The sequence below is a fragment of the Martinezella dioscoreae genome, from assembly GCF_009176305.1.
Lineage (GTDB): Bacteria > Pseudomonadota > Alphaproteobacteria > Rhizobiales > Rhizobiaceae > Rhizobium > Rhizobium dioscoreae.
Genome location: NZ_BLAJ01000004.1, coordinates 427,048 through 453,885, shown reverse-complemented (window position 1 = coordinate 453,885; position 26,838 = coordinate 427,048). Strand labels below are relative to the sequence as shown.

24 protein-coding genes and 1 pseudogene are annotated in these 26,838 nt (G+C 59.6%); 12 read left to right on the top strand and 13 right to left on the bottom strand.

Annotated elements, in window-relative coordinates; genetic code table 11:
* Positions 1–69 precede the first annotated feature (69 nt).
* Genes GDN47_RS19305 through GDN47_RS19295 form a run of 3 tightly spaced genes read right to left on the bottom strand, consistent with a single transcriptional unit; the run spans position 70 to position 2,362 of the window.
* Positions 70–1,455, bottom strand: coding sequence for an ATP-binding protein (locus tag GDN47_RS19305; protein WP_113353207.1), 1,386 nt, complete (start codon positions 1,453–1,455; stop codon positions 70–72).
* Positions 1,452–2,123, bottom strand: coding sequence for a response regulator transcription factor (locus tag GDN47_RS19300; RefSeq protein ID WP_113353208.1), 672 nt, complete (start codon positions 2,121–2,123; stop codon positions 1,452–1,454). Before GDN47_RS19300 ends, GDN47_RS19305 begins: the two co-directional genes overlap by 4 nt.
* 2 nt (positions 2,124–2,125) lie before the next feature.
* Positions 2,126–2,362 (bottom strand): PepSY domain-containing protein, encoded by a 237-nt coding sequence (locus GDN47_RS19295; protein ID WP_113353557.1) that lies wholly within the window; start codon positions 2,360–2,362, stop codon positions 2,126–2,128.
* A 259-nt stretch (positions 2,363–2,621) separates the two neighbouring features.
* Between GDN47_RS19295 and GDN47_RS19290 the strand changes: the two genes are divergently transcribed.
* Positions 2,622–6,665: a Pls/PosA family non-ribosomal peptide synthetase gene (locus GDN47_RS19290; RefSeq protein WP_152094017.1), complete on the top strand. Its 4,044-nt coding sequence runs from the start codon at positions 2,622–2,624 to the stop codon at positions 6,663–6,665.
* 7 nt (positions 6,666–6,672) lie between these two features.
* On the top strand, positions 6,673–7,290 hold the full coding sequence (locus GDN47_RS19285; RefSeq protein ID WP_113331090.1) for a 4'-phosphopantetheinyl transferase family protein: 618 nt from the start codon (positions 6,673–6,675) through the stop codon (positions 7,288–7,290).
* Positions 7,291–7,367: 77 nt separating this feature from the next.
* Here the strand turns inward: GDN47_RS19285 and GDN47_RS19280 are convergent, their stop codons facing one another.
* Positions 7,368–8,315, bottom strand: a complete 948-nt coding sequence (locus GDN47_RS19280) for a bile acid:sodium symporter family protein (RefSeq protein WP_145321492.1) — start codon at positions 8,313–8,315, stop codon at positions 7,368–7,370.
* Positions 8,316–8,474: 159 nt separating this feature from the next.
* On the opposite strand from GDN47_RS19280, the gene GDN47_RS19275 reads away from it, so the two are divergent.
* Complete coding sequence (locus GDN47_RS19275; protein WP_173002526.1) at positions 8,475–9,173, top strand: methyltransferase family protein; 699 nt, start codon at positions 8,475–8,477, stop codon at positions 9,171–9,173.
* Between the two features lie 19 nt (positions 9,174–9,192).
* Here GDN47_RS19275 and GDN47_RS19270 read toward each other — a convergent pair whose 3' ends face one another.
* The gene (locus GDN47_RS19270) at positions 9,193–9,690 is read right to left on the bottom strand and encodes a cupin domain-containing protein (protein ID WP_113395065.1); all 498 of its coding nucleotides are present in this window, start codon (positions 9,688–9,690) and stop codon (positions 9,193–9,195) included.
* Positions 9,691–9,823: 133 nt separating this feature from the next.
* Here GDN47_RS19270 and GDN47_RS19265 point away from each other — a divergent pair, with 133 nt between their 5' ends.
* From GDN47_RS19265 to GDN47_RS19240, 6 genes are all read left to right on the top strand, one after another.
* Complete coding sequence (locus tag GDN47_RS19265) at positions 9,824–10,384, top strand: DJ-1/PfpI/YhbO family deglycase/protease (RefSeq protein WP_113395066.1); 561 nt, start codon at positions 9,824–9,826, stop codon at positions 10,382–10,384.
* Positions 10,385–10,576: 192 nt separating this feature from the next.
* Positions 10,577–11,395, top strand: a complete 819-nt coding sequence (locus GDN47_RS19260) for an ABC transporter ATP-binding protein (RefSeq protein ID WP_113353215.1) — start codon at positions 10,577–10,579, stop codon at positions 11,393–11,395.
* Positions 11,392–12,162 carry an ABC transporter permease gene (locus GDN47_RS19255; RefSeq protein WP_152094016.1) on the top strand — a complete coding sequence of 257 codons (771 nt, stop codon included), beginning with the start codon at positions 11,392–11,394 and terminating at the stop codon, positions 12,160–12,162. The genes GDN47_RS19260 and GDN47_RS19255 overlap by 4 nt, the downstream gene beginning before the upstream one ends.
* A 31-nt stretch (positions 12,163–12,193) precedes the next feature.
* Positions 12,194–13,225 carry an ABC transporter substrate-binding protein gene (locus GDN47_RS19250; protein WP_145634465.1) on the top strand — a complete coding sequence of 344 codons (1,032 nt, stop codon included), beginning with the start codon at positions 12,194–12,196 and terminating at the stop codon, positions 13,223–13,225.
* A gap of 961 nt (positions 13,226–14,186) precedes the next feature.
* Positions 14,187–15,314 carry a LysM peptidoglycan-binding domain-containing protein gene (locus GDN47_RS19245; RefSeq protein ID WP_152094015.1) on the top strand — a complete coding sequence of 376 codons (1,128 nt, stop codon included), beginning with the start codon at positions 14,187–14,189 and terminating at the stop codon, positions 15,312–15,314.
* Positions 15,311–16,135 carry a hypothetical protein gene (locus GDN47_RS19240; protein WP_152094014.1) on the top strand — a complete coding sequence of 275 codons (825 nt, stop codon included), beginning with the start codon at positions 15,311–15,313 and terminating at the stop codon, positions 16,133–16,135. Before GDN47_RS19245 ends, GDN47_RS19240 begins: the two co-directional genes overlap by 4 nt.
* 104 nt (positions 16,136–16,239) lie before the next feature.
* Here the strand turns inward: GDN47_RS19240 and GDN47_RS19235 are convergent, their stop codons facing one another.
* The 3 genes from GDN47_RS19235 to GDN47_RS19225 form a co-directional block, all read right to left on the bottom strand.
* The gene (locus tag GDN47_RS19235) at positions 16,240–16,665 is read right to left on the bottom strand and encodes a DUF4168 domain-containing protein (protein WP_113331100.1); all 426 of its coding nucleotides are present in this window, start codon (positions 16,663–16,665) and stop codon (positions 16,240–16,242) included.
* Positions 16,666–17,229: 564 nt separating this feature from the next.
* Positions 17,230–18,138, bottom strand: a complete 909-nt coding sequence (kdgD, locus tag GDN47_RS19230; RefSeq protein WP_113388740.1) for a 5-dehydro-4-deoxyglucarate dehydratase — start codon at positions 18,136–18,138, stop codon at positions 17,230–17,232.
* A gap of 38 nt (positions 18,139–18,176) precedes the next feature.
* Entirely contained in the window at positions 18,177–19,151 is a 975-nt protein-coding gene (locus GDN47_RS19225; protein ID WP_113353222.1) for a mannonate dehydratase, read from the bottom strand.
* Between the two features lie 360 nt (positions 19,152–19,511).
* On the opposite strand from GDN47_RS19225, the pseudogene GDN47_RS32375 reads away from it, so the two are divergent.
* Positions 19,512–19,636, top strand: a pseudogene (locus GDN47_RS32375) (ABC transporter ATP-binding protein); the annotation flags it as partial.
* Between the two features lie 597 nt (positions 19,637–20,233).
* Here GDN47_RS32375 and GDN47_RS19215 read toward each other — a convergent pair.
* The 5 genes from GDN47_RS19215 to GDN47_RS19195 form a co-directional block, all read right to left on the bottom strand.
* A complete protein-coding gene (locus tag GDN47_RS19215; RefSeq protein ID WP_152094013.1) occupies positions 20,234–20,866 on the bottom strand; it encodes a phosphoribosyltransferase family protein in 633 nt (210 codons plus the stop codon).
* Positions 20,856–21,536 carry an energy-coupling factor transporter transmembrane component T family protein gene (locus GDN47_RS19210; RefSeq protein WP_152094012.1) on the bottom strand — a complete coding sequence of 227 codons (681 nt, stop codon included), beginning with the start codon at positions 21,534–21,536 and terminating at the stop codon, positions 20,856–20,858. The genes GDN47_RS19215 and GDN47_RS19210 overlap by 11 nt, the downstream gene beginning before the upstream one ends.
* Complete coding sequence (locus tag GDN47_RS19205; protein WP_152094011.1) at positions 21,533–23,056, bottom strand: ABC transporter ATP-binding protein; 1,524 nt, start codon at positions 23,054–23,056, stop codon at positions 21,533–21,535. Before GDN47_RS19205 ends, GDN47_RS19210 begins: the two co-directional genes overlap by 4 nt.
* A gap of 19 nt (positions 23,057–23,075) precedes the next feature.
* Entirely contained in the window at positions 23,076–23,648 is a 573-nt protein-coding gene (locus GDN47_RS19200) for an aminotriazole resistance protein (RefSeq protein WP_113353226.1), read from the bottom strand.
* Between the two features lie 448 nt (positions 23,649–24,096).
* Positions 24,097–24,810 carry a phosphoribosyltransferase family protein gene (locus GDN47_RS19195; RefSeq protein WP_113353559.1) on the bottom strand — a complete coding sequence of 238 codons (714 nt, stop codon included), beginning with the start codon at positions 24,808–24,810 and terminating at the stop codon, positions 24,097–24,099.
* 128 nt (positions 24,811–24,938) lie between these two features.
* On the opposite strand from GDN47_RS19195, the gene GDN47_RS19190 reads away from it, so the two are divergent.
* Both GDN47_RS19190 and GDN47_RS19185 read left to right on the top strand, forming a co-directional pair.
* Positions 24,939–25,877 carry a LysR family transcriptional regulator gene (locus GDN47_RS19190; protein ID WP_113353227.1) on the top strand — a complete coding sequence of 313 codons (939 nt, stop codon included), beginning with the start codon at positions 24,939–24,941 and terminating at the stop codon, positions 25,875–25,877.
* A 307-nt stretch (positions 25,878–26,184) separates the two neighbouring features.
* A complete protein-coding gene (locus tag GDN47_RS19185) occupies positions 26,185–26,799 on the top strand; it encodes a DUF3846 domain-containing protein (protein ID WP_233789999.1) in 615 nt (204 codons plus the stop codon).
* Positions 26,800–26,838 lie beyond the last annotated feature (39 nt).

The window sequence follows — 26,838 nt, the reverse complement described above, 5'->3', positions numbered from 1 at the left end:
CAAATTCAATCCGTCCGCCCGCCTTGCGAAAGCAAGAAGGCGGGCGGCAATGCTTGAGCCTATAGCGAACTAGTTCTCCAGCGCCGTCTGCTTATCCTTGACCAGCCGCGTCGGCAAATTGACGGTGACGGACAGCCCTCCGAGGCTGGAACGGGCGAGCGTTAGCTTGCCGTCATAGGCTTCGACCAGATCCTTGGCGATCGCCAGCCCGAAGCCGGTTCCGGCGATGCTTTCGTCGAGTCGCCTGCCGCGCCGGATGAAAGCCATTTCCGCATCCTCGGGCAGGCCCGGGCCATCGTCCTCGATGCACAGTTCCACGCCCTCGGGCAACTGCGACAGGCGAACCTTGACCTTGCCGGCCGTCCATTTCCTGGCATTGTCGATCAGATTGCCGGTAATGTCGGCAAAATCCGCCTCGTCGATCGCCAGCCACATCTCCGGCGGCGCCACGAGCTCGAAATCGATTTTCCGCTCGGCCGAGAGACGCCGCATGACCGAGATGATCTTCTGGAGATCGGCGCTGGCATCCATGACGCCAACGGTATGGGCGGCGGCGAGGCTTGCGCGGGTTTGCGCAAGCGTTCGCTTGATCTGCGCCTCCATCCGGCTCACCTCCGTCTGGATCGCCGCGGCCCGCTCCGACATCCCCTCTTCGGAGAGAATACGCGCGGTCGCCTCAAGCGCCGCGAGCGGGGTCTTCAGGCCATGCGCGAGATCGCCGGCGCGCGCACGCGCCTGTGTCAGTTGGGTTTCACGCGATGCGAGCAGCCCGTTGAGGTCGTCCACGAGAGGCTGTACTTCTCGCGGAAACTGACCAGTGATCTTGCGCGCGGACCGCTCCTGCACCGCCATCAGGGCCGTGCGCAGGTCATTGAGCGGCCGCAGCCCGTATCGCAGGAATACCACGACTGCCCCGATCAGGGCGACTGACAGCACGCCAAGAGAGGGCGCCATGGCATAGAAGAAGCGCCAGCGCGCCGGTGCAAGCTCGCTGTTGTCGAGCGCCATGACGATATCAACCATCTGGTCGCCCGTGGCCGAGGGGATCGAAATGGATCGTTCGACGGCGAGAAGACGGCTGCCATTTGGCCCTTTCATATCCGTCGCCCGACCGGCATCGCGAGGCCGGGCACGCAGCCAAGGCAAATTCTGCTCCCAGAGCGATTGCGAGCGCAGCTCGACAGTGCCATTGCGGCCGACCTGCCAATAGAAGCCACCATTCGGAATGCCGAAGCGGGGATCAGTCGGCGTGTCATCAAGGAAGAGCTGATTCGACGAATTGATATCGACCGCGGCGAGAAGAACGCGCAACTCCTCGTCTATCTCCGAGAGGGCGAGAGCTCTGACGGCCAGCCCGGAAATGGCATTGATGCCGACCCCCGCCAGAAAGGTTGCGACGATGATCGCCACCACGGAACCCAGCAGCAACCGCCCTCGCAGCGAGAACGGTGTCATGACGGCGGCGCCTCGCGCGGGATAATGTAGCCCTGGCCGCGCCGGGTCTCGATGACGGTGCCGTCGAACTTGCGCCTGAGGCGTGCGACAACCACTTCGAGCGCGTTCGACAGAAGCTCCGTCTCTTCGTCATAGATGCTGTCGGCGATCTGCGTTCGGGAAAGCACCGTGCCGGCATTGTGCATCAGATAGGCAAGAAGCCGGTATTCCAGCGCGGTCACCTGAACGGGCTGACCGCGGAACGAGACGGTGCGCTGGCGCGTGTCGAGCTCCAGCACGCCATTGGAAAGGATGGGAGAAGATTGCCCGGCGGCGCGGCGCATGAGGGCGCGCACGCGGGCCAGAAGCTCCTCCATACGGAAGGGCTTGGTCAGATAGTCATCGGCACCCGCATCCATGCCGTCGACCTTGTCGCGCCAGCCGTCGCGCGCCGTCAGTATGATAACAGGCATACCCCGTTTTTCTGCGCGCCAGCGCCGCAGAACCGTCAGGCCATCAAGCTTTGGAAGTCCGAGATCGAGTATGACAAGATCAAAGTGCTCGATATCGCCACGATACCAAGCTTCCTCTCCGTTGCTCACGCTCGAGACGACATAATGCTGATCCTCCAGGCAGCGGCGCATGTCCGCCACGATACTGGGCTCATCTTCAGCAATCAGAATGCGCATTCTCAGCGTCTCTCGATCACGGCAAGCGTTGCGCCGTCGAGCACTATATCACCACGTTTGCCATCCGGCTTCAACACGCGCACGGCATAGGCCTGACGCCCAGCCCGGCGAACCCGCTTGATGCGAAGCACCTTTCCCGGCATTTCGCGCGCAACGACCGCATAGATGTCGCGCAGCGGCCGCAAGCTGCCGGCATCTTCGACCAGAACACTGTTATGTATGCGACCGAATGCCTCCATGCCTGGCAAGCTTAGCGGAACCGCCACCAAGAGAACGGACAGCCAGCGGGGCCAGCCGGCTCCTCGCCCGAATATGCGCAACAATATCAATCCTTCTTTCGAGCTGGCACGCAGGGCTCGCCCTGCAGCGAACCAAGCATAGCTTTCCCAACATTACAATTCACTGACAACGCCCGTAAGAGAGCTGCAAATTGAAGGGTGTATAAGCATGAGCAGATGGCACGCTGATTGTGCCGAGTTTCGTTCCGCAGAAGTTACCATGACTATCCAGATTTCGTCGATTACCCCAAATGCCAGCCTCTCGGTTTCCTCAGGCGGCATTCGGCCTGAATTCGTCCGCAATGAAACCATGGTGGACATCTTCAAGGCAACGGTTGCCCGCAGCTCCCACAAGACGGCACTCACGCTGATCGGAACCGACCAGGCGATGACCTATGCCGAACTGGACCGGCGCTCCGATGAGGCAGCGCGCGCGCTCAGCCGTCGCGGCATTGGTCCGGGTGACTTCGTCGGTCTGTGGTTCCAGCGTTCCCTCGAGCTACATGTCGCACTTTTGGCGATTCTCAAGGCCGGAGCTGCCTATATTCCCTTCGATGCAGCGGCCCCTGCCGACCGCGTGGCGGTTAGCCTCGCCGATTGCGGCGCGAAATGGCTGCTGACCCATGATGAAAAGGCGGCCCTTGCCCCCGAATTCGACGGCCAGACCCTGATCCTCAAGGGACTGCTCGCAGAAGACAATGATGGCATCGCGCCGCGTGCCGCCACGCATGACGATCCCGCCTATGCGATCTACACCTCCGGCTCCACGGGCAAGCCGAAGGGCATCGTCATCACGCACCGGAATATCTGCCACTATCTGCGGGCAGGCAACGATGTCCTCGGCATGGTCGAATCGGACGTCGTTCTTCAACAGGCTTCGGTCGCCTTCGATCTTTCGCTCGAGGAGATATTCGTTCCCTATCTGGTCGGCGCGACATTGAAGGTTGCGACATCTGCCGTTATGGCCGAACTCGACAGGCTCGCAGATGTACTGGAAGCAGAAAAGATCACGGTCATCGACACCGTGCCGACGCTGCTCACCATGCTGGAGCGCGATGTCGAAAGCCTGCGCGTCATCATCGTCGGCGGCGAAGCCTGCCCTCCGGCGATCGTCAGCCGCTTTTCGAAAGCCGGCCGGCGCCTGATCAATACCTACGGCCCGACCGAGACGACGGTGGTTGCAACCTACGCCGAACTCGATCCATCCCGGCCGATCACGATCGGTGGGCCGATCGCCAACACGACCGCCTATGTCGTCGACGAAAACCTGCAACTCGTGGCACGTGGCGATACCGGTGAATTGCTGATCGGCGGACCGGGTGTCGCTGCCGGCTACAGAAACCTGCCGCAGCTGACAGCCGCGAAGTTCATCGCCAATCCCTTCGCCGGTCATGACGACCCGATGCTTTACCGCAGCGGCGACGCCGTGCTGATGGACGAGGAAGGGCAGCTCCATTTCCTCGGGCGCATCGACGACCAGGTCAAGATTCGCGGCTATCGCATCGAGCTCGGCGAGATCGAAACCGTCGTGGGCGAGCTTCCCGACGTGAAGGCCGCATCCGTCGTCGTGCATCGTCCGCCGGATGGCGAGGACATGCTGGTTGCCCACGTCGTTACCACGGGCAGCAGCTTCGATCGCGACAAGGCGCGCGCCGTGCTTACAGCCAAGCTGCCGCCCTACATGGTACCCGCCGCCTGGCATAGCCATGTCTCGCTGCCGCGGCTTCCTTCCGGCAAGATCGATCGCAAGACGCTTGCCGCCATCCCGCTGGTGACCGATCAGCCGACCCAGGCACAAGAGCCGCCGCGCACATGGACGGAAGCACAGCTACTCAAGGCCGCCACGGAAGCGCTTCGGCTGCGCTCCATCAGCTTCGAGGCGGATTTCTTCACCGAGCTCGGCGGCCATTCCATGCTGGCGGCCCGGTTTGTTTCCGAAGTGCGTAAGATCCCGCTGCTGGCGGGCATCGCCCTGCGCGACGTCTATGCCGGCCGCACTTTGCGCGGCATCGCGGCGATCCTGGAGCAGCGCGCGGAGCGCGCTTCCGGACAGGAGCGCAAGAATTTCGAGCCCGCTCCTTGGCGCCGGCGCTTTCTCTGCGGTCTTGCTCAGGCCGTGGTGCTACCCTTCATCGTCGCGATCGCAACGCTACAATGGATCGGCCTACTGCTCGCCTCCATCCTGCTGATCGATGACGGCGCGTCGGTCTGGAATGAAATCCTCATTCTGGGCGGCGTCTATCTGGCTCTCAATCTCGGTGAGAAGCTGGTCGTCGTCGCCCTCAAATGGCTTGTCATCGGCCGCACGCGGCCCGGTGTCTATCCCTTGTGGGGCACCTATTATTTCCGCATCTGGCTGATGCAGCGCATCGTTCAGCTCACCGCTCCGAAATTCCTGAAAGGTTCGCCGCTTATCCGCGTCTATATGCGCGCACTCGGCGCCAAGGTCGGCAAGGATGCGATGATCGATGAGTTCGAGGAAGGCGCGATCGACCTTGTGCGCATCGGCGCGAGATCCAGCCTCGGTGTCAAGATCAAGCTCGCCAATGTCGAAGTCATCGGCAATGAGATCCATGTCGGCACGATCGATATCGGCGAAGGCGTGCAGATCGGCAACGGCTCCGTCATCGGCCACAATGTCAAGATCGATGACGGCGCCGTCATCGGCGATCTGACGGCGATTGCCGCCGGCACCCATGTTGAAGCCCATACGCGCTGGGATGGCTCGCCCGCCCGCCAGACCGGGCACGCCGAGCACGAAGAGATGCCCGCCCATCCGGAGCTCGGTACCGTCGGACGCATCTTCCAGTTCGCGGCCTATTTCGTTGCCTACAATCTTAGCCTCGTCGTCGGCCTGCTGCCGATCTTCCCGGCCTTCTATCTGTTCTCCGCCGTACAGCAGATCTACGCGCCCGGCTCCGATGAGGCCTTGTCCTGGGGTATGATCGCCGCGCTCTCCTGGCCGGCCGCCTTCCTGCTGATCGTCGTGTCGATGGCTGTCGTCGTGGCGCTCAGATGGGTACTGTTGCCTCGCGTCGTACCGGGTCGCTATTCCATTTTCGGCAATCTCTATTTCCGCAAATGGGTCGTCGGCCTGACCACCGAGGCCATGCTGGAAACCCTGAATTCGCTCTACGCCACCGTCTTCATGCGCAATTGGTACCGCCTGATGGGGGCCAAGATCGGCAAGGGCACGGAGATCTCGGCAAACTTCGCCGGCCGCTACGACCTTATCGAAATGGGCCGCGACAACTTCATCGGTGACGAGACCATCTTCGGCGACGAGGAAATCCAGAATGGCTGGATGATACTCAAGCGCCTGAAAACAGGCGATCGCTGCTTCTTCGGCAATTCCTCCGTCATCTCGCAGGGTGCGGTGATCGAGAGCGATTCGCTCGTCGGCATCAAGACGCGCCTGCCCGATTCCCTGCACGTCAAGTCGGGCGAAACCTGGTGCGGCAGCCCCGCCTTCCAGTTCCCGACGCGCGAGAGGCTGCAGGCGGCTGCGAACACCACCTATGCACCGCCGCTCCGCATGCGCCTTGTGCGCATCCTGTTCGAGGCCATGCATACGTCGTTGCCGACCGCCATCCTCATCGTCATGGCACTCGCCATGTCCGACATGCTGGCCAGCGAAATCGACAACGGTGCCTGGGGCAGCCTTTTCTGGACGCTGATGGCCGCCGGCCTCGCAACCTCCGGCATCCTCTACCTCGTTGCCGTCGCATTCAAATGGACGCTGATTGGTACCTACAAGCCGATGAACCGGCCGATGTGGTCATGGTGGGCCATGCGCACCGAAGCCGTCGCGGTCTTCTACGGCGGTCTCGCCAGCAAGATGCTGCTCGACTATCTGCGCGGCACGCCGTTCCTGCCCTGGCTGCTCCGTCCCTTCGGCGCCAAGATCGGCCAGGGAGCATGGATCAACAGCACCGATATCTGCGAATTCGATTGCACCCATATCGGCGACCACGCCGTCCTCAATATGGGCTCCTGCCCGCAGACCCATCTCTATGAAGACCGCATCATGAAGGTCGGCCGCATCACGATCGGCGACGGCGTCTCGATCGGCTCGGGCAGCACCGTGCTTTACGAGGCCAATGTCGGCGATTTCGCTGAAATCGGACTGCTGACCCTGGTCATGAAGGGTGAGGCCATCCCGCAAGGAACGTCGTGGGTCGGCGCACCTGCCCAGGCGGTTCAAACCGAGCAGGAACCGGCTCCCGTCGCTCAGAAAGAAGCCCTGCCCTCCGCCGCGGCGTGAGCGTGGGATGACTGCCCCTCGACTAGAGGTCGTCCTGGCGGTCGCGGATGCGATCGCCATTCTCGTCCGCCCGATGCCTGGCGGACGAGCGGAGCGTGATCAGATCGCGCAAACAGCCTTAAGAACAGCCACGCAGCGGGACGATCTTTCCATCTATCGCCGACCGAGCGAGCGGCCGGCGCTGAGGCAGCCCTATCACGAGCTGGGTATTTCGCTTTCACATCGCACCGATCTGCTACTGGCGGGCTTTGCACCCAATAATGCTGTCGGCGTGGATATAGAGATCGAGGATATCGACGGCTTCGACCCAATCGCTTTTGCCGCCGACCACTTCTCGCCGAGGGAAGCGGCCGCGGTTGCCACGTTCGATAGCGCGATCGCGCTGGAAGTCTGCTACCGGCTCTGGGTCGCAAAGGAGGCTGCGCTGAAGATCAGCGGCCGCGGCATCTTCGACGGGCTGGACGAACCCGATCTGGCGGCGCAACTGAACCTCCTGCGCACCGATGGCGCGACCATCCGTCTTGGCCCCGGATCGCGGCTGCCGCCAATTGCGCTCACCGTAACGCGACTTGGTGGAACCGTGGATCAAGCCGTCTATTGCGCCCTTGCCACGGATATGAGCTGAACGACGATTCAGCGATGGGAAGCATTTCGGCCGGCACGACGCGGGTTGAAGCCGCGCCCTATCCATACCCGTAGATTTCACGGCCGCGGCGGCGCGTCCGCATCTTGGCGCGAAGAAAACCAGTTTGCCAGGGTTGCACCGGAAATATTGTGCCAGACGGAAAAGATCGCGCTCGGAACGGCGGCGATCGGCGAGAAATAGGCTGTGGCCAGCGCTGCACCCAGGCCTGAATTCTGCATGCCAACTTCGATCGCCAGCGCCTTGCGCTTGTAGAAATTGAGCCCGAGCACTTTCGATGCATAATAGCCGAACAGGTAGCCGAGACCGTTGTGCAGGACGACGACGGCGAAGATCAGCAAGCCGGACTGCACGATGGCTGCCTTCGATGCACCGACGACAGCCGCAACGATCAGTACGATGCCGATGACGCTGACGAGAGGCAGGACCGGGATTGCCGCGCGAACCAGGCCGGGCACGGCCTTTTGTGCGATGACGCCAAGCAGCAGCGGCACGATGATGACCTGCACGATGCTGATGAACATCGACCAGGCATTGACAGGCAGATACTGGCTCGCGAACATCCAGACGAGGAACGGCGTGACGATGGGCGCTGCGAGCGTCGTCACACTCGTGCAGGCGACCGACAGCGCCACGTCGCCACGGGCAAGATAGGTCATGACATTGCTCGAGGTGCCGCCTGGGCAGCAGCCGACCAGAATGACGCCGGCTGCGACTTCCGGCGGCATCGGAATGATCCGCGTCAAAAGCAGTGCCAGCGCCGGCATAATGCCAAAATGTGCGATGACGCCGATCGCGACTTCATGGGGACGACGTGCCAGCTCGCGAAAATCGTCAACGGATATGGTCAGCCCCATACCGAACATGATGATGCCGAGAAGGACGACGATCCAGGGTGCGAACTGCTTGAAGAAATCGGGCAGGAAAAAGCCGAGAGCGGCAAACAGGATGACCCATATGGAAAAAGTCTTGCCGACGAAGGCGGAAAAGGATGCCAGGAATTTCATGGAATCTCCGGGGGGAAGGAGCATGATGATGTTCGGCCGGTCTAAACCCGGCGCATCGCGTGTCAAGGCTTCGAACCGCCCGATCCGTTCGCTTCCATCATCTAAGCAGCATCAATCCACCGAAGGGCGCGGCAAGTTTGCCTTGCAAGGAGCAACTGCATGACTGTTACCGAACCTGAACCCATGTCCCGCACGAAGGCCATATCCTACGCGATCGGTCTGCCGCTTGCGCTGCTTGCTCTCGTCTTTTTACCTGTCGGTCGCCTCGACTGGCGGCCCGGATGGGTCTTTATTGTTTTCCTCCTGGTAATCTACGGGATCGCGATACTGGTCATGCGACGCGTAAACCCCATGATCTTCAGGGCACGCAGCCGCTTCCAGGCCGGAACCAAACGTTGGGATCTCATTCTGGTCTCGCTCATCTGCCTGGGTATGATCGCCGAAATACCGCTTGGAACCCTGGATGCCGGCAGGATGAAATGGTCGGTGATGCCAACCTCCGTCGTGATCCTGGGTTATATCCTGCTAGCGGTCGGCATTGCGCTCGGCACATGGGCGCAGGCCGTCAATCGCTTCTTTGAACCCGGTGTCCGCCTCCAGCGCGAACGCGGCCAACATGTCATCAGCAATGGTCCCTACGCCTACGTGCGCCATCCGGGCTATGTCAGCGCGATCTTGGTATTTGCAGGGCTGGCGCTGGCGCTCGGTTCCTGGTGGGCTTTAATCCCAGCCGCTTGGGCAAGCGGGGTACTGATTCTGCGTACCAGCTGGGAGGACGCCCTGCTGCAGGCGGAACTCGAGGGTTATGCCGATTATGCCGGGCGCGTGCGGTTCCGATTGCTGCCGGGTGTCTGGTAATGCTCGATTTCGGCCGGCGCTAGGCTTTGCCATGCCATAGAGAGAGGAGGCCACCGGCCCCTCCTTTCAATGGATCCCTTGCGGGCACGCCAAGTTTTTCGATCATCGCCTGCTGCTCGGCCGTGGGCATTTCCCGGCAGAGATCGGCCTCCTGACCGGGAGGATAGCCGCCGATCACGAGCAGGTCTTCGCTCGCCTCCAGCCGGCAATGGCCGGTTCCGGCCGGTAGCAGCAGGGCATCGCCGGCCTCGACCGTGATTTCCTTGCCGCTGGGTCCGCCGATCATCAGCCGGGCCCGACCTGCCGCAACGCCCAATATTTCGTGCGCCGTGGAATGAAAATGGTGAAAGGAATAGACGCCATTTCGCCAGAGGCCGCCCCAGCCATTGGTTCGAAAGAGCCGTTCGAAACTCTCAGCTCGGTCGGGGCCATCGAGCACCTGCCGATAGACGATCACAGGAAATCGCTGATTATTCGGGATCCAGCCGGACTGCTCGAATTTGATTGCCTGCTCCATCCGATCTCTCCCTGTAGATTTCCATCATAACCGCGGGATCGCGCTGCGGTTCCCACAAAGCCGGGGAACGATTGCCTGCGGCTGGGGTTTGGAAACGGGCGTTCCGATCAACGATACAGCGAAAGGATAGATCATGCCTTCCATCAATTCCGCACATATCCTCATTCTGGCGACCGACGGCTACGAACGTTCAGAACTTCGCGTTCCCCTCGACGAACTCAGGAAGCGTGGCGCCGATGTCAAGGTTGCCTCCATCAAGAAGGACAGCATCAAGAGCTGGGACAAGACCGATTGGGGCGACAGCGTTGAGGTCGATATCATCGCTAAGGATGTCGACGTGAACCAGTTCGATGCGCTGGTGCTGCCGGGTGGCCAGATCAATCCCGACAAGCTGCGCATGGATGGCGATGCCATGCGGGTCGTCCGTGATTTCCTGAATTCCGGCAAGGTGGTCGCCGCCATATGCCACGCGCCCTGGCTGCTCGCTGAAGCCGACGCGTTGCGTGGGCGCCAGGCAACCTCCTACTGGTCCATCAAGACGGACGTCAAAAATGCCGGCGCAACCTGGAAGGACGAAAAGGTCGTGACTGATGAAGGCATCATCACATCTAGGTCGCCCGACGATCTTCCCGCCTTCGTAGACAAGATCGTCGAGGAGGTTCAGGAGGGCCGGCACCACCGGCGCGCAGCCTGACCACCCGATCCCTGCGGAACTTGCCAAGCCCCGACAGCATCTGCCGGGGCTTTCGCATCCTTTCCCTGTAGCAGAACGATAGCTCAGCCAATCCGCATATTGACTGGTCGCGCTTGCTTTGATCTGTTGGCTGAACATGACGATGCCTGATGCCCGCCGGAGGTAGACGGATATCGGGGAGGAAAGCAGGGCATGACGATGGAGGCTGTGAGGGCGGTCAGCCTGAAACAGGTGGCGATTTCCTTTGAAATGGCCGGCAAGACACGGTTCGACGCCGTAGCGGCGACCAATCTGAATGTTGAGGCGCATGAGTTCGTGGCTATTGTCGGCCCGACGGGCTGCGGCAAATCCACACTTCTCAATGCGACGGCGGGGCTTTTGACGCCCGCGTCAGGGACGGTCGAAGTCTTCGGCCAGCCCCTGAAATCCATCAACCGCCAGGCAGGCTATCTCTTCCAGCAGGATTCGCTGATGCCATGGAAAACGGTTCTCGAGAATGTTGCGATCGGACTAGAGATCACGGGAACGGATACTGCCGAGGCAAGAAGGATTGCGCGGGATTGGTTGGGACGCGTCGGCCTTGCCACATTTGCCGATCGTTTCCCGCGCATGCTCTCGGGCGGCCAACGCAAGCGGGTCGGTCTTGCCCAGGTGCTCATCCGCAATCCCAAACTGCTCCTGATGGACGAACCATTCGGTCCGCTCGATGCGCAGACCCGCCTGATCATGGGCGACCTCCTGCTAAAACTCTGGTCCGAGGACCGCAAAGCCGTGATGTTCGTCACGCACGATCTCGATGAGGCGATCGCCCTTGCCGACCGTGTCGTCATCATGTCCGCCGGTCCGAAGTCCCGCATTATCGGTGACTTCAAGGTGCCGCTGGAACGGCCTCGCGAAATCGGCGAGATCCGGCACGATCCCGTTTTCAACCAGCTTCATCGTGATATCTGGCAGGCGCTGCGCGACGAGGTGATGACCGCCTATCGCCAGAGCAGCGGAGAGATCGCATGAACCGCTCCCTCCTTCTCCTGCTACAGATCCTGGTGGCGCTGGTCATTCTGGTCCTCTGGCATCTGGCGACGAATACCGGCCTCTTCGGCAATCCGAAGACCATATCCTTCTTCTTTGCCGATCCGCTCAAGGTCGCGCAACGTGTGATCCAATGGTTCGCCAGCGGATCGATCTGGTATCATCTCTGGATCACGCTATCGGAATCGATCCTGGCCTTCCTGCTCGGCGCCTTCGGCGGCGTCGTCTTCGGCTTCTGGTTCGCCCGCCGGCCGCTGATCGCGGCAGTCTTCGACCCTTATGTGAAGGCGGCGAATGCACTGCCCCGTGTCGTGCTGGCACCGATCTTCGCGTTGTGGTTCGGCCTCGGCATCTGGTCCAAGGTGGCGCTCGGCATCACGCTCGTCTTCTTCATCGTCTTTTTCAACGTCTACCAGGGTGTCAAGGAAGTCAGCCAGCCGGTGCTGTCCAATGCCCGCATGCTTGGAATGAACGAGCGGCAGCTGCTGCGCCATGTCTATCTGCCCTCCGCGCTTTCCTGGGTGTTTTCCAGCCTGCATACTTCGGTCGGCTTTGCCGTTGTCGGTGCGGTCGTCGGCGAATATCTCGGTTCCGCCGCTGGTCTCGGCTACCTCATCCAGCAGGCCGAGGGTATCTTTGATGTGACGGGCGTCTTTGCGGGCATGGCGGTTCTGACCGCTTTCGTCCTGCTGGTGGATTGGGTCATGACGATGGTCGAACGACGGCTGCTTGCCTGGCGCGGCCAGTAGCGCAACGAAACGGAGACGTGGAGGAAAAACTATGGAACGCAGGACATTTCTGATCGGGACCGCGAGCTTTGGAATCGGCGCTTCGCTTGCGGGGATTCTGCCGGCGGTGGCGCAGGATGCGAAGCCGGAAAAGCCGGACCTGTTGATCGGCGTCGGCGGCAAGCCGCTGCTCTATTATCTGCCCCTGACGATCGCCGAACGGAAGGGCTTCTTCAAGGAAGAGGGTCTCAACGTCACCATCAATGATTTCGCCGGCGGTTCGAAGTCGCTGGAGGGACTGATCGGCGGCTCCCTCGATGTCGTCGCCGGCGCCTATGAACATACGATCCGCATGCAGAACAAGGGTCAGGATATCGTCGCGATCTGCAATCTTGGCCGCTTCCCCGGCATCGTCATCGCCGTGCGCAAGGACCTCGCCGGCGAGATCAAGTCGATGGCGGACATGAAGGGCCGCAAGATCGGCGTCACCGCGCCAGGCTCCTCGACGGCGCTCATGTTCCAATATGCCATGCTGAAGAACGGACTGAAGACGGACGATGCGTCGCTGATCGGCGTCGGCGGCGGGGCCGGCGCCGTTGCCGCGGTCAAGAGCGGTCAGATCGACGGCCTTTCCCATCTCGATCCGGTCATCGCGCAGTTGCAGTATGATGGCGACGTCACGGTGCTTCTGGATACACGCACCGAGGCCGGTACACGTGCGCTTTTCGGTGGTCCGAACCCGGCCGCGACCGTCTACATCAAGCGCGAATTTGCGAAAGAGAACCCAATCACCACGCAAAAGACGGTCAACGCCTTCATGAAGGCCCTGAAATGGATCGCGACAGCAAGCCCCGAAGATGTCGCCGGCGTCGTTCCAGAGGAATATCTGCTCGGCAATCGTGACCTCTACATGCAGGCATTCAAGAATTCCAAGGAAATGTATTCCCCGGACGGCATGGTCACGCCGGAAGGCTATAAGTCCATGATGGGCGTGTTGAAGACGCTCGATCCCGAACTCGCCAATGCCGACGTACCCTTCGAGAAGACATTCGATCCGACTTTCGCCAAGGCTGCAAAGATCTGACCGAAGCAACGGGTCTGCCCGGCGGTTGACCGGGCACATCCATACCCTGTCGGCTCCCGGGCTAGCGAACCAAAATCCCTATCAGATCGGCGAGCGTCGGTGGGCCGGCGTGATGCTGGTGGCGAAGGCTCTCCCGCCTTATGAATCCAGCCCGCTGCTGTCTTTGCACGTCAAGCGATCATAACGGCAACTAAAAGCTTCCATCCCTCTCGAAAAAATCAACCAGGCGCCTAGATCACGCATGGTAGTGTGATCTGAGGTGTAGCGAGGTTTTATTGCCCGTGCCTTTCGGCGGCTTCATTCGTCGTCAAACGCCGGGATTCAAGCGGAAATCTATGGAGCACCAACGGCATGGCTTCACTTGCCAAACTGTTTCGAGCGCCCTTCCTAATTGCCTTATTTATCCTTTCCTGCGCGATTTCCGTTGCCTGGGCCGATGATGCCGGTCAATCATCAGGTGGGGCTCAGCTCCCGCGACCGACGAGCAGCTATAGAGCGACGGCGACGGAAAATATCCGCCATACATCAACTCAATGGATATGGAGACGATGAAAATATCAACCTAAGGCTGAACAAAAATGAATCAGTAGGTGTGTGGGACGGACAGACCTTTTATGACGAGCTCGACGGCACCAACAGACCAGCCCGTGACCTCACCATAGCCGATAGCGTCTCGCTCTGGATCTGCCCCGGAACGACGAACTTGGCCAGGCGCTGATAGCGAAGTCACTTGCTTGCCACCGCGACAAGCCTCGGCGTTCTGGAACGGTCGATCCTGTCGATTTTACCGCCGCGGCCATCGGCAGCGCGATCATATTTATGCAGCTAACGGTGGAATATCTCTACGTCAGGTATGATTAGTAATCTCATTGTCATATGACGATAGCGAAAACCTGATACGGCGTTGACAGGCGCACCAGCCAACTATCCTATTCCGTAAAGCAACACACGGGGGAAAAATATGATCGGCACACGATATCAGATCAAGGCGGGCGATACGCTCTGGTCTATCGCCCACGAACATCTCGGCCATGGTGCGCAATGGCCGCGTATCTGGCGCTATAACAACCGCCGCGATGTCATTCGCACCACCGGACATGGAATCCCCGATCCGGATTTGATCCATACCGGCAGCACAATTTTGATCCCCGTTCTGCCAGGTCAGCGCGAGCATGGCAGCAACGGCCATAACCATACACCGCATACTTCGCAGCATCATAATCCCTCGACATCCGCCGCCACTTCGGCGCCGCATTCAGCCTCGCCGCAGCCGCTTCGCACCGGCAACCCGGCTACGGAACTGAAGAAGGAGTTGCCGCACGTCTATTCGCCGATCTCGATCAAGTACCGCTTGAATGATCTGACAATGCCCGTCATTGAGACCCCGACGGCGACAATCGAGTTCCGCATGACCGGCGATGTCGTCCTGATGACGGACAAGCGCTACCCGGCGACCTATGTGAGCAATGGCGGACGGCTGGAAACGCAGATTTCGCAGCAGGCCAACGTCGCTTTCGGTCAGCTCATTGGCGACACCCGCTTCATCTACGATTCGAAGAAAAAGGAAGTGACAGTGCGCTCGATGCTGGTCAGCCAGAGCACGACGCCCAACGCGGCCGCCACCGCGGTTGGCGTCGAGTTCAGCTCCGGCAGCCCGATCCCGAAGCTGCGTGCCGAGGTCCGCTTCCCCAAGCTGCAGGGCAGGATCGGCCCGTTCCACTATGTCGCGATGAGCGTGGCCTTTGTGATTCTGATCACGCCTAAAGCACAGATTCCTCCGTCTGCGCCTTCGCCGCAGGCCGTGCGTGACGCGGTGCGTATCCGCGAGCCCGATGAAGGAACAAACTGGAGCCGCGTCATCGGCACCGGCCTGGTCATCGGTGCTGGCGTCATTGTCGTCGGCACCCTCGTCGAGGATTTCTTCTCCGGCGGCGTCGGCGTCGCCGATGATCCGGCCTCCTTCGCGGCCGCCGGCGCCTCGCTGACGCGCGGCCTCGCCATGCTTCGGGGTGCGGCCACCACAGCCCTACCACGCGCCGCGGTTCCAGCCGCCGTGCATGTCGGCGCCCGGGTTGGACTGGCACATTGATTGTCTCACGGCGTCTTCTACTTGGCGCAGCGGTGGTTCTGGCCGGGAGCGGTTCCTACCTTCTCGGCCGATCTACACCGAAAGAGGATACCATTGCCGATGCTGATGCTTATGCGGCCAAGCTTGGCCAGCAACAGGGCCTGACGATCGGCTTTGGCGATCCGTCAACCTTCTACGTGCCACCCTATCTACCCGCCGACGCGCCGGTAGAGGGCGTCGTGTTGAGCCCTGCCGACCATACCGCCGTGAAGGACTCGCTGCGCGGCATTGCCAGGGCTTTCGAAGCTTATCCGGATCAATTTCTCGGCCGGATCATCAAGGCGATCTTCATCGCCGGCAAGATTTTGATCGACGGCGCCGAAGCGGGCGGCACCTATGGGCAGGACTGGATATTTCTCGCCGCACCCTCCAACGTATCGGCCGAGACGCGTCAGCTGACCGCGGAGCTTGGCGTGCACCACGAAACAAGTTCCTTCATTTGGCTCCGCAATGATGCCCTGCAACGGTCCTTCACCGCGCTCGAGCCAGCCGGGTGGCAATTTCAGAACAGTGCGACCGATCAGATCGCTCGCAATGGCCAGACCGCTCCACCGGTGGAAACCGGCTTTCTCTCCGCCTATGGCGCGACGACCTCGGAGAATGACTTCAATACCTATGCAGAGATCGTGTTTTCCGATCCGGAGCGTCTGATAAAGCTGGCCGAAAGCTTACCGGTCATTGCAAAAAAGCTCGCGCTGACACTCGATTCCTACATCGCCGTCGACGAGCGGCTGCGCGAGACCTTCGCTCGCAACGGCCTGCTGAAAGCGGCCGTGCGATAGACCGGCCGATCGCCTCACCGCCATCGCGATGAAGATGGCAGTCGATGCCGCGCCGAGATGCGGCATCGATCTGATATCACATTACGTGGAGATCGTTTCGTCGCTTACTGTTGCGCAGGTGCGGCTTTCTGAATCTTATCCTGGACTTTCTTAACGAGTACAGGATCCTTCTTTGCAGCCGTTAGAATTGCGTTGTATTCGTCTACCGACATCCCAGGAGAGGTCTGAACGGCCTGCACCATCTGCTTGCTTGCCTCGGTCTGCAGCTGTTGTTTCGCGGTCGGATCCTGTGTCGCGCCGATCTTGGCCGAATATTCCTGCCTGATCTTATCCACCTGGAGATAAGCGACCGCAAAAGCCTCTATTTTTTGATCGCTGACCGTGGGAGCGGCAGCATTGCTATCGGGCTGTTGTGCTTGAGCAGGCTGCTGCTCTTGTGTTGCTTGCTGTGCGAAGGCTTGATTGCTGAGAACCATCAGGCTCAAGGCTGCAGCGGTCAACGATACAGCGGGGATATGACGAATCATCATCTCAATTCCTCTTGGTCGTGCGGGGGGAACACCTCTTTGATGGCGTAGAGCGAAATTTGGCATACCATATTGGATTCAGCCGCCGGTTAGGGTCGAGGAACGATCCGGCGGCAATGTGGCCGTCAAACGTTTTCTATGAGGCAATAGCATGGCGATCCCCTGACCATGACGCGGCAGCTTCATGGCGATTGCTATCGCGTATCCATGACGTCATTGGTCTAAAGAATCGGTCGGTGTGACAGGCGGACCGCTGATTACACGGCCACTACGCCTCTCCGCGAGACGAAGCAGCCGTGATCCTTGTCCCTCATCGGGGATGGGTGACGATTTCGACCCAGTTCGCGCGATGTCGACGGAATAATAGTCGATTAGCATGAGCACGCCATTTGACTAGTCCATGGCATGGATGAATGTCTGGAACACACATGTGTCGACGCAAGCATTGCCGAGGTGGCCATCATGTCGGTAGAAATTCGAGACGGCAAGCTAATCACGAGTATCTTCCCCCCGCAAAGCGGGATCGCCAGCATTGCCGACGATCGTTCGCATGTGCCTGGCTGAGCCTCACGCGGCCTTGGCCGCCTCGATGATCTTTGCGAGCGCTGCCAGTTCCTCCGGCGTCAGATCGGTCAGCGGTGGGCGCACAGGACCTGGATCCTTGCCGAGAACATGCAAGCCGGCCTTGATGATCGAGACCGCATAGCCCTTCTTTCGATTGCGCAGGGCGACGAACGGGAAGAAGAAGCCCGTGAGGATTTCATCGACCGTTGCCTGATCTCCGCCCCGCAACGCGCTGTAGAAACGCTGGGCAAGCGCGGGAATGAAATTGAAGACGGCGGAGGAATAGGTCGTGACGCCTGCGGCGAAATAGGCTTGGGCATAGACTTCATGGGTCGGCATGCCGCCGACATAGACGAGACGGTCCTTGAGGGTCGTGGTGATCTCGATCACCTTGTCGACCTCACCGACCCCGTCCTTGTAGCCGATGAGATTGGGGCACTCGTCGGTAAGCCGTGCGATGCTGTCGGCGCTGAGCACCGCATTGTCACGGTTGTAAACGATGACGCCTATTCCGACGGATTGGCATACAGCCTTGACATGAGCGATCAGGCCGGCCTGTTCGGCGAACATGAGATAAGGCGGCAGGAGCAGCAGACCGTCCGCCCCCGCCTTCTCGGCTGCCTTGGCGATCTCGATGGCAAGCGACGTGCCATAGCCCGTCCCTGAGATGATCGGCGTATTGCCCGCGGATGCCTTTGCGGCGCGAACGACCTGCGGGATTTCGGCGGGATTGAGGGAGAAGAACTCGCCGGTTCCGCCGGCGGCAAAAAGAGCGGCGGCATCATAGCCTGCCAGCCACTCGACATGGCGGCGGTACTTCGCCTCGTCGAATTTCAGGTCGCTGTCGAAATGAGTGACGGGAAAGGACAGCAGACCGCTGCCAACCGCCTTTTTCAGTTCAATCGGGTTCATATCGGAATCCTGTTATCGATTGGTAGGGGCGATGGGTCTCAGGCGCCTTCGAGTGACTGGACGAGGGCGGCGATGTAGCCGTAGCAGAAGGCGAAGGCGACGCCGGTCGGGTCCCGGCCGCTGATGGTCGGAACATGATCGGGCATCAGCATGTATTGGTAGCCGACCTCCTTGTAGACCTTCGCGGAGCGGACCATGTCCATGTCGCCCTCATCCGGGAAGGTCTCCATGAAGGAGAGCTTGCCACCGCGAATGTTGCGGAAATGGACGTTGAAAAGCTTGCCGCGCGTGCCGAACCAGCGGATGATGTCATCGATCTCCTCGCGCGGATTGTCGAGCATCTCGCCGACCGATCCCTGGCAGAAATTCAGCCCGTGATAGGGGCTTTCACGCATCAGCACGAACTTCTTCAAGCCTTCCACGGAGCCGAGCACACGCGTGACGCCGCGATAACCCGGCGGTGTGTAGGGATCATGCGGGTGGCAAGCGAGGCGGACGCGATTGCTCTCCGCCACGGGCACAACCCGCTCCAGGAAATAATCGATGCGCTCCCAGTTCTCGTCTTCCGACAGGACGCCGGCAAGGCCGGGGGCGGCGTGGTGGTCCGCCTTGTCCCAGCGGAAGCTCGCATTCATCGAACCGCCGCGTCCAGGCTCTTCCGGCGTGCGCGGTATGCCGATGAGATTGAGATTGTATTTTGCCGCGGGGATGCCGGCCGCCGCCACATCTTCGATGAGCTTGCAGACCGCATCGATCTGGCGATCGCGATCCGGTCCGGCAAGTAGAATATCAGGATAGGATGCCTTTTCGATCGGTTGAGACGGCAAGGGAAGCTGGATCATATCCAGAATCAGCCCGAAACTCTCGACCTTGTCGCGAAGGCGCTCAAGATCGGATAGCGTCCAGCTCTCCGGCTTTCCCGGCGGGTCCGCACATATATGCTTCAGCCCCAATTGCGCGAAAACGCGATAATCGTCGTCGTCGCGCGCCTCAACCTGTGTTCCTACATACACCGAGCGTCTCTCCCGTGAGATTGATCCGTATCATATGACATAATATGAATTCTTAGAGGTGTCGAGAGCTATTGCCGCTCCGTGAGGAGGCGACACGCGCAATCGCTGATATCGAGCCGCCCCATCTCCGGCCTTATCAAATGCCACCCCATCTGGTACCTTTTACCGCCAAGCCACATGGCAACCGATCGATTGCCCGTTACGCCAGCTTCAGGCAACCCGGGTCTCATGTCGCCACTTTTGACCTCCGCTCATTCGCATCAGGTCATCCGCCTGGCCTTGCAAGCCATGCCGATTTTCGATAAATCATAATATGACATATAGACAACATCATACGTATTACATCGCACTCCCGGGAGGAGCCATATATACGATCGCGTGCTGATCATGAAGGACGGGACCTTCGTCGATGAACTGACTAAGGCGGATTTGAAGGCCGGCACCACGCCTATACGCGCGAACTCTTCGAGGCGAGTTCCCTTTAAGTGGGCGTGACCGATAGCCGATCGCTCCATCTTCACGCGAAGGCAGATCGTCATCCGATTCCTATCGTGATCGTGATTACGATTTTCGTGGCCATGATTTTTCTACAACGGAATGCGGAAGTCCGAAGGACAGGTTGATGTAGGGCCATTCGCCTCGTTTCGATATGGTCCATGATGATGGTGGGTTTGCATTCATCATATGATCCTGTAATCGAAGACAGATGATGCACAAGTTTCTTGCTCTCCTCTTGATCGGTCTCACGCTTTCCGCATGCGAGCAACGCGGCACAGAGGCCGTGGATTGCCCGTCGCAAACCCCAAATCTGGAAGCTATGGGTCCCAATGGCGTGTATGAGTTCCGCGAGGATTGTGATCCCCATGCCTTGACATGCATCGATCCCAACAAGAAGGCGCGAACGGGTGACGGTACCGTCATCTGCAGGATCCGTAAGCAATAGGCGCCGTTGCCGGAACTTCGGAACGTCTGAGGACCATATGACCGAAGTCTGGGCGTTCAGATGGCACGCCCAGACGCAGCGCATCGAACATGTGTCGAAACAGCGGCGGCGACGAAATACGTTTATTGCAGCCGTGGCCTCAGGTGCCGGGAATTGGCTCCCAGGCAGAATTGCCGGTCCTGGAGAATTGAGGAATATGAGCGAGGCCCTGAATGAGGTCGCAATCGGATCCCAGCGTCTCCTGCCAGTCTCGGGCCTCGGTCAGGATAACGCCAATGCCGACAACTTCGGCTCCCGCCTTGCGCACCAATTCCAGCGAACCCTTGAGGCTTGACCCCGAGGCGACCACGTCGTCGACGACAAGCACGCGCTTGCCCTTGAGAAGGGGGATCGCGGCGCGGTCCAGCAGCAGGCGCTGCTCGCCCTTGGAAGTGATCGAGGAGATGCGTTGTTCCAGCGCATTTGCCAAATGGATTTTCGGCGACTTCTGCAGGACCACATAGTTGTCGAGGCCGAGCGCCCGCGTCACTTCAATGGCGACGGGAATGCCGAGTGTCGCCGTACCGACCACGATGTCGGGCTTGAGCGACGCGAACTTGGCGGCAAGCTTGATGCCGACGTGCTCACCGAATTTCACGCCGAGATCGATGACCATCATGAGGGAAATGGCAAAATCCGGTTTGATAGCCACGATCGGCAACTCGACGGCATAGCTAGCAACATCGACCTTCCAGTTCTGCCCGGTTCTAGGGTCCGCGGTCTCAGGGGTCATGGGCCTTATCCTTCATACTGAGGCGCTGCTCGACCATCAGGCCGACTTCTCGCCAGGTTGTTCGCTTGTGTTTCAGATCATACCCGTAAAGGGTGAGGGAAAACGAGATGGCGTGCGCCATGCGGATCGCCTGGACGAGCAGCGGAATGCCGCGTGCCAGCGCAAAACGCAATTTTGTCGGCAGGCTGACATTGTCGATCTCCATGCCGCGAGAACGCTGGGCGTCCGCAATGCGCTCGAAATCATCGCGCAGCATCGGAATGACGCCGAAGGTCAGTGATAGGACGAGCGTGGCGATGGACGGCAGCCTCGCAGCGCTTGCCGCCGCCAATATTTCGCCCGGCGAGCTTGTCTCCATGACGAAATAGAAGGCGGCAGTCGTGGTCACCAGCCTGGCGGCCATCGCCGCCGCGACCGACAAGGCTTCCGGCGTCGAAAGACCCTGCAGCCAGAGATTTATCATCCAGCTCACCATGACCATGCCGGTCAGCAGCGCGGCGCCCTTGAGGTAGCCGCGGAGCCCGGGAACCCTCAAGCACCATAGAAGGGCCAGGCAGATAAGCGCAAGGGGTACTCCGAACCGCCAGCCCGGGGCAAACCAGGCGGCCATCATGATGATGAAGGCGATTCCCAGCTTGATGAAGAAATTGAGCTCATGAAGCCGCGTCATGCCATGCTCCACGCTGTCATATCGTAGGGTGCTTGCCATCCGAGAGAACCGAAGGTGCCGCTTTCCCAGCCGTCTTCGGGCGCCCCCATGAACGCGATCCTGCCATTGTCGAGGATCATCAGGCGGGTAGCCAGATCGTCGACCAATTCCAGATCGTGCGAGATCAGCATGACCGCCCGCCCCGAAGACTGCATCGACGAGATGAAACGTTCCAGCATTTGCCGGCCTTTGATGTCTCTGCTCAAAAGCGGCTCGTCGATGATGGCAACAAGCGCGCCGGTCGCATCGGCGCAAGCAAGCCCCAGCAATGCTTGCTGGCGGGCCGAAAGAGCAAACGGATTGGCTTCCGCCAGGTCGGAGAGTGCGTATCGCTCCAGCGCTGCCTTGGCGCGCGCAACGACGGCCGGGTCGCTCGACGATGCGCTCGACGCCGTAATGGCAAAGATCACCTCGCCGATTACGGTCATGTTGAACAGGATATGGCGCATGTTCTGGGGAATGTAGGCGATCTTGCGCGCCCTCGCCGCAACAGACCAGTCGTCAGCCTTTGTCCCGTCGAGAAGAATGGAACCCGAGGTGGTTTTCACCAGCCCGAGGATCGATTTGAACAGCGTCGTCTTGCCGGCACCATTGCGGCCGATGAGCGCCAGCACGTCCCCAGCCCGGATATCGAAACTGACGTCCTTCAATACCGGGTTGCCGCGCGATCGGGAAAGCTGGCTCGTCAGACCCGAAACGGTCAACAGCGGGCGACCCGGCTCAGCGGTCTGCCGCGCCGGCCGGGCGCGCATCGGTGGCAAAATGCCCGCGTCGATCCAGGCGGCGTCGTGCTTAAGCACCGTCTCCGGCGGCATGCTCGGAGAGACGCCGCCGCGACGCATCAGGGCAATGCTGTCTATTACGGAGCGGAGTGTCAAAGGGTCCTGCTCCGAGATCAGCAGTGTCGGGGTGCTGTCCAGCACTTTCAGCAGGATATTGGACAGCCGCATGCGCGCGGCGGGATCAAGCCCGGTCGTCGGTTCGTCCAGCACCAGAATCGATGGGCTCGAGACGATCGCCGCGGCGATGGTGACCATTCGCCGCTCACCCCCGGAAAGGGTGAGAACCCGACGGCCGCTCAGGGCCTGTAGCTCGAATTCGGCCATCAGTTCGGTCAGCCGGTCCCGAATCTCGTTGCGCTCGATGCCCTTGTTTTCCAGGGGAAAGGCGATGACGTCCTCGACGCAGATATCCCAAAGCTGGTCTTCGCTATTTTGCGACACGAAGCCAATCGTGCCGAACAGTTCCTTCTTTGTGAAGGAAAGCAGCGGGCGGCCAGCAAGCTCCACCTGCCCGGAGAATTCGGCAACTGGAATAAGGCGCGGAATGAGGCCGGCGGCAACGCCGAGCAATGTCGACTTGCCGCTGCCCGCTTCACCACAGACGAGAAGCCGCTGCCCCTCGTCAAGCATGAGATTGGTTTCGGCAAGCACCGGCGCAGCACCGCCGAAACCGATCGTCAGATTAGCGATATTGAGCACTTGTTGATCCAGATCGGGTTCAGAAGCGCTTGAAACCGGATGGATGCGCACTCTTCAGGATTTTCATGGCCGGGATGATCAGAAGCGGCGTGCCGACAACCATCGGGACGATGTCGGACAAGCCGAGATAGCCAAAACCCCACCAGAACGGGAAAATGCCGAGATAGGCAAGGCTCGCAGACACCGCTGCCACCATAACGAGCCCGACGATAAGGCAGACCACGGCAATCTTGATCAGCCCACTGCGATCGAAGGTCGTCTTGGCAGGATCGAAAAGCAGCCCTGGCACGAGGCCGGTCAGGCCGACCATGATGCCGTCAACAAGAAGCGAATGCGCAGGTATGAAGGTGCCGGCCAGCAGCGACCAGACGATGGTGCCGAGATAGCCGCAAATGAAGCCGCTGCGCCAGCCGAGCAGAATGCCGATCACCGATGGCAGAAAGGCGAAAATGCGCCATTGAATGACGCCAGGCACGAGCTGGATTGGATTGGCATAAGCCCAAAGCACGCCAGTCGCGGCAGCCGCCACGATCGAGAGTACGATAGGAAAGAGTGTATTGCCGTCGGTTTGTGAAACGGTCGCTGGTTGCATGATCTTGGTCCCTTTAAAAAGCAATTTCCAGAAATTCTCGGAAAACCCATTGGATGGTCCTCCGCGATCATTCAGGCGCAGTTTCGCGCTCTCTTATTGACGCATCCGATTACTCAGATCCCGGACTTCATCCAATCACGAACGGAGACCGGGACACCACACCCTACAGACCCTCGGGATCCCCCATAAACTACTGCTTCAGCCCCCTAAAACTCACAGGGACAATGGAGAAAAGGCCAGCGTAACGCGCGGTTTGGAATTGCAGTAGGAATGCAATGCCCGCGCACGGAAGTTCTCTCCAACATTCAAACGACGTATAGGAAATTCAAATCACGAAAACCACCCATGATTGCATATGGAACTTGATCTAGCACACGCAGTATCGGCAGGCCAATCCAATCACGCGCGTCGCGACCAACGCGAGCGACAAAGATAGTCGGCACCCTGCCTATATTCGCACGACGTCTTTCTCGGCCATGGAACGTTTCCGCCGGATCCGCGCGATCGGCTTGCTGACCGAAGCGCGATCTTCCGTCCAAGCATCCTTTTCGGTCGCGCCATCCGGCGTCGCCACTCCCTCGATAACATCAAACTGCGGAATGTGGCCCAGACTGGTCACCAGCTTGGCGTCCTCTCCGAGTAGCGTCCGCCAGGAATGACCTTCGGTCAGAATGGCGCCCGCACCAATTATGTTTGCGCCGGCACGACGCACGAGCCTGATCGCCGCCGCCATGCTGGAACCGGTGGCGATGACATCGTCGACAACCAGAACGCGTCTGCCCTGAAGCAGCCTTATCGAACGGCGATCCAGCAGAAGACGCTGTGGCATTGCGGTCGTGATGGAACGAACATCCTCGACCAAGGCGTCGGCAAGGTGAAATTTGGGTGATTTCTGCAAGATTACATATCGATCGATGCCAAGGCGCCGCGAGACCTCGATGGCGACCGGGACGCCCAAGGTCGCGCTGCCGACGACGATGTCGGGCCGCAACGGCGCAAAATGACGGGCCAGGGCCTCGCCGACGAGATCTCCGAACCGGATACCCATGTCGATGACCATCAGCAATGCGATTGCTCGCCGATCGCTCAGCTGGACGATCGGCAAGTTGAAATTCTCGCCTGCAACCTGCACCTGATGGGTTTGCGGGGTCTCCAGATACATGCTGCGGCCTTCTTGGCACATTGATTGCATTCAAATTATTGTCTTAATAGACACTAGATCACACAATTTTTACAACCAACAAAATTCGTCCGGTGTGTTTCCTTTTCTTCAACGAGGTATACTTCCGAATGAGCCGACTCCTGTTTTCTCGCTTCGCGCATTACCTCGACGAGATAGCCAACCATGGCTCGATCAGAAAAGCCGCGGAAAGACTGAATGTGTCGGCTTCGGCGATCAACAAGCAGCTCATCAGCGCAGAGGAGGAATTCGGTGTTGCTCTCTTCGAGCGCCTGCCGCGCGGCATGCGGCTGACATCGGCGGGCGAACTGCTCGTCAATGGCTACAGGGAATGGAATAAGGATCTTTCCCGCATCAAATCCGAGATCGAGGAACTGAAGGGACTACGCCGCGGCGAGGTGAAAATCGCGGCTTCCCAGGAAACCGTGCCCGATTTCCTGCCGGCAGTGATAGCGCGATTCACGAAGGACCACCCTCGTATCCGCAATGCGATCGCAGTGGAGGATTCCGATCGCGTGCGACAGCTGGTCAGGGACGGGGACGCAGATTTCGGACTGACCTTCAGCCCCCTGCCCCTGCCGGGGGTCATTGTTACGCGCTCCGCCGATTTTCATCTCATCGCCATGCTGCCTGCAGGCGTAGAGCAGCAGGACAGCATCTCCATCGGCGAATTCTTCAAGAAGCCGACGATCGTTCCCGACACCAGCAGTCATCTACGTGATGTCGTTGATATTGCGGCGGCGCGTATCGACATCCGCTTTCAGCCTGTCTTGACGACCAACAGCTTGTCGCTCATGCGGTCCATGGTCCGCGAGGGCTGCGGTTTCGGGGTGACCGCGATCGCTTCCGGCATGCCCCTCCCGCATGAGGACGGATTGCACTATTCTCGCTTAGCCGACAGCGGCTTGCCGCCAATGATCCTTTCCTTGATCGTTGACCCCAGACGCAGCCTCTCGATGACATCCATCATTGCCCGCAGATATTTCGAGGAATATCTCGATGAGATCGCAGTTCGAGCCGGAAAGGCATCCGCGCATTCATTGGAATAGTCGCTCCCTTGTCTGGACAGGATGATCCTTGCTCGGCGGCGCTATCCATCACGGCGCTATCTCGCCTCCGTCGACCCATTATCAATCAAAGGTGGCAGGCATCGCATTTTTTACTCCAGCTTGAGATGTCAACGCTCATGTCATTTTCGTGAGCGGCAGGCCGGAGCGCTGGCGCGTAACGTTATTCATGCATCGCGGAAGTATTCGGGGGCCGCTAAAGCAAATGTGGCTCAATATATTCGGATTTGAGGCGTCGGGGACACGTCGCCGTTGAAGAAAAGGCAACACACCGAACGAATTTTGATGCTTGCAAAAGTTGCACAAGCTCGCGCCTATAGGGCCAATATCTTCTGCTGCTAATTCTCGAGGTGGCATGGGAATGGCGAATGATTATAGCCCATATGAATCCCATAGGAGAGCACGACCGCAGCTTCGCCTCGTTCGTGCGCAAGAACCGCACTTCGTCGAACGGCAAACGGAAGAAATTCCCATGCCAGAAGCCAAGTCATATCTTTTAAGCACGGTCGACGGAACGATCCGGACGGTGATGCTTCCCGCCGGCAACCGGATCGAGCACATCCGCAAGTTGGTCGGCTCCAGTGGGATCGATATCGTCCGCATCGCGGACTCCCATCTTCTCTATGCCGATAATAACGGCCTTATCGACGGACTTTCCAGCATAGCGGATTTGAAAGATCACCCCTCGCCGCTGGCCGGCAATCTTTTGATCGTCGGCAAGGATGAAAGCGGCAAGACCACAAGCGTCAGTGCCAACATCGACGAGGTCGCTTCCTGGTTCACGATCATTCGTCCGGTTTTCCTGCCCGTTTTCGAAACCGTGCGCGAATCTCAAATTCTCAGCACGCGCGTCATCCGTCTGGATGTTCGCATTGAACGCTCGATCCCGAACATCATAGAATAGGGCGCGAGAAGATTTGGCATCGCAGCGCAAATTAGAAAT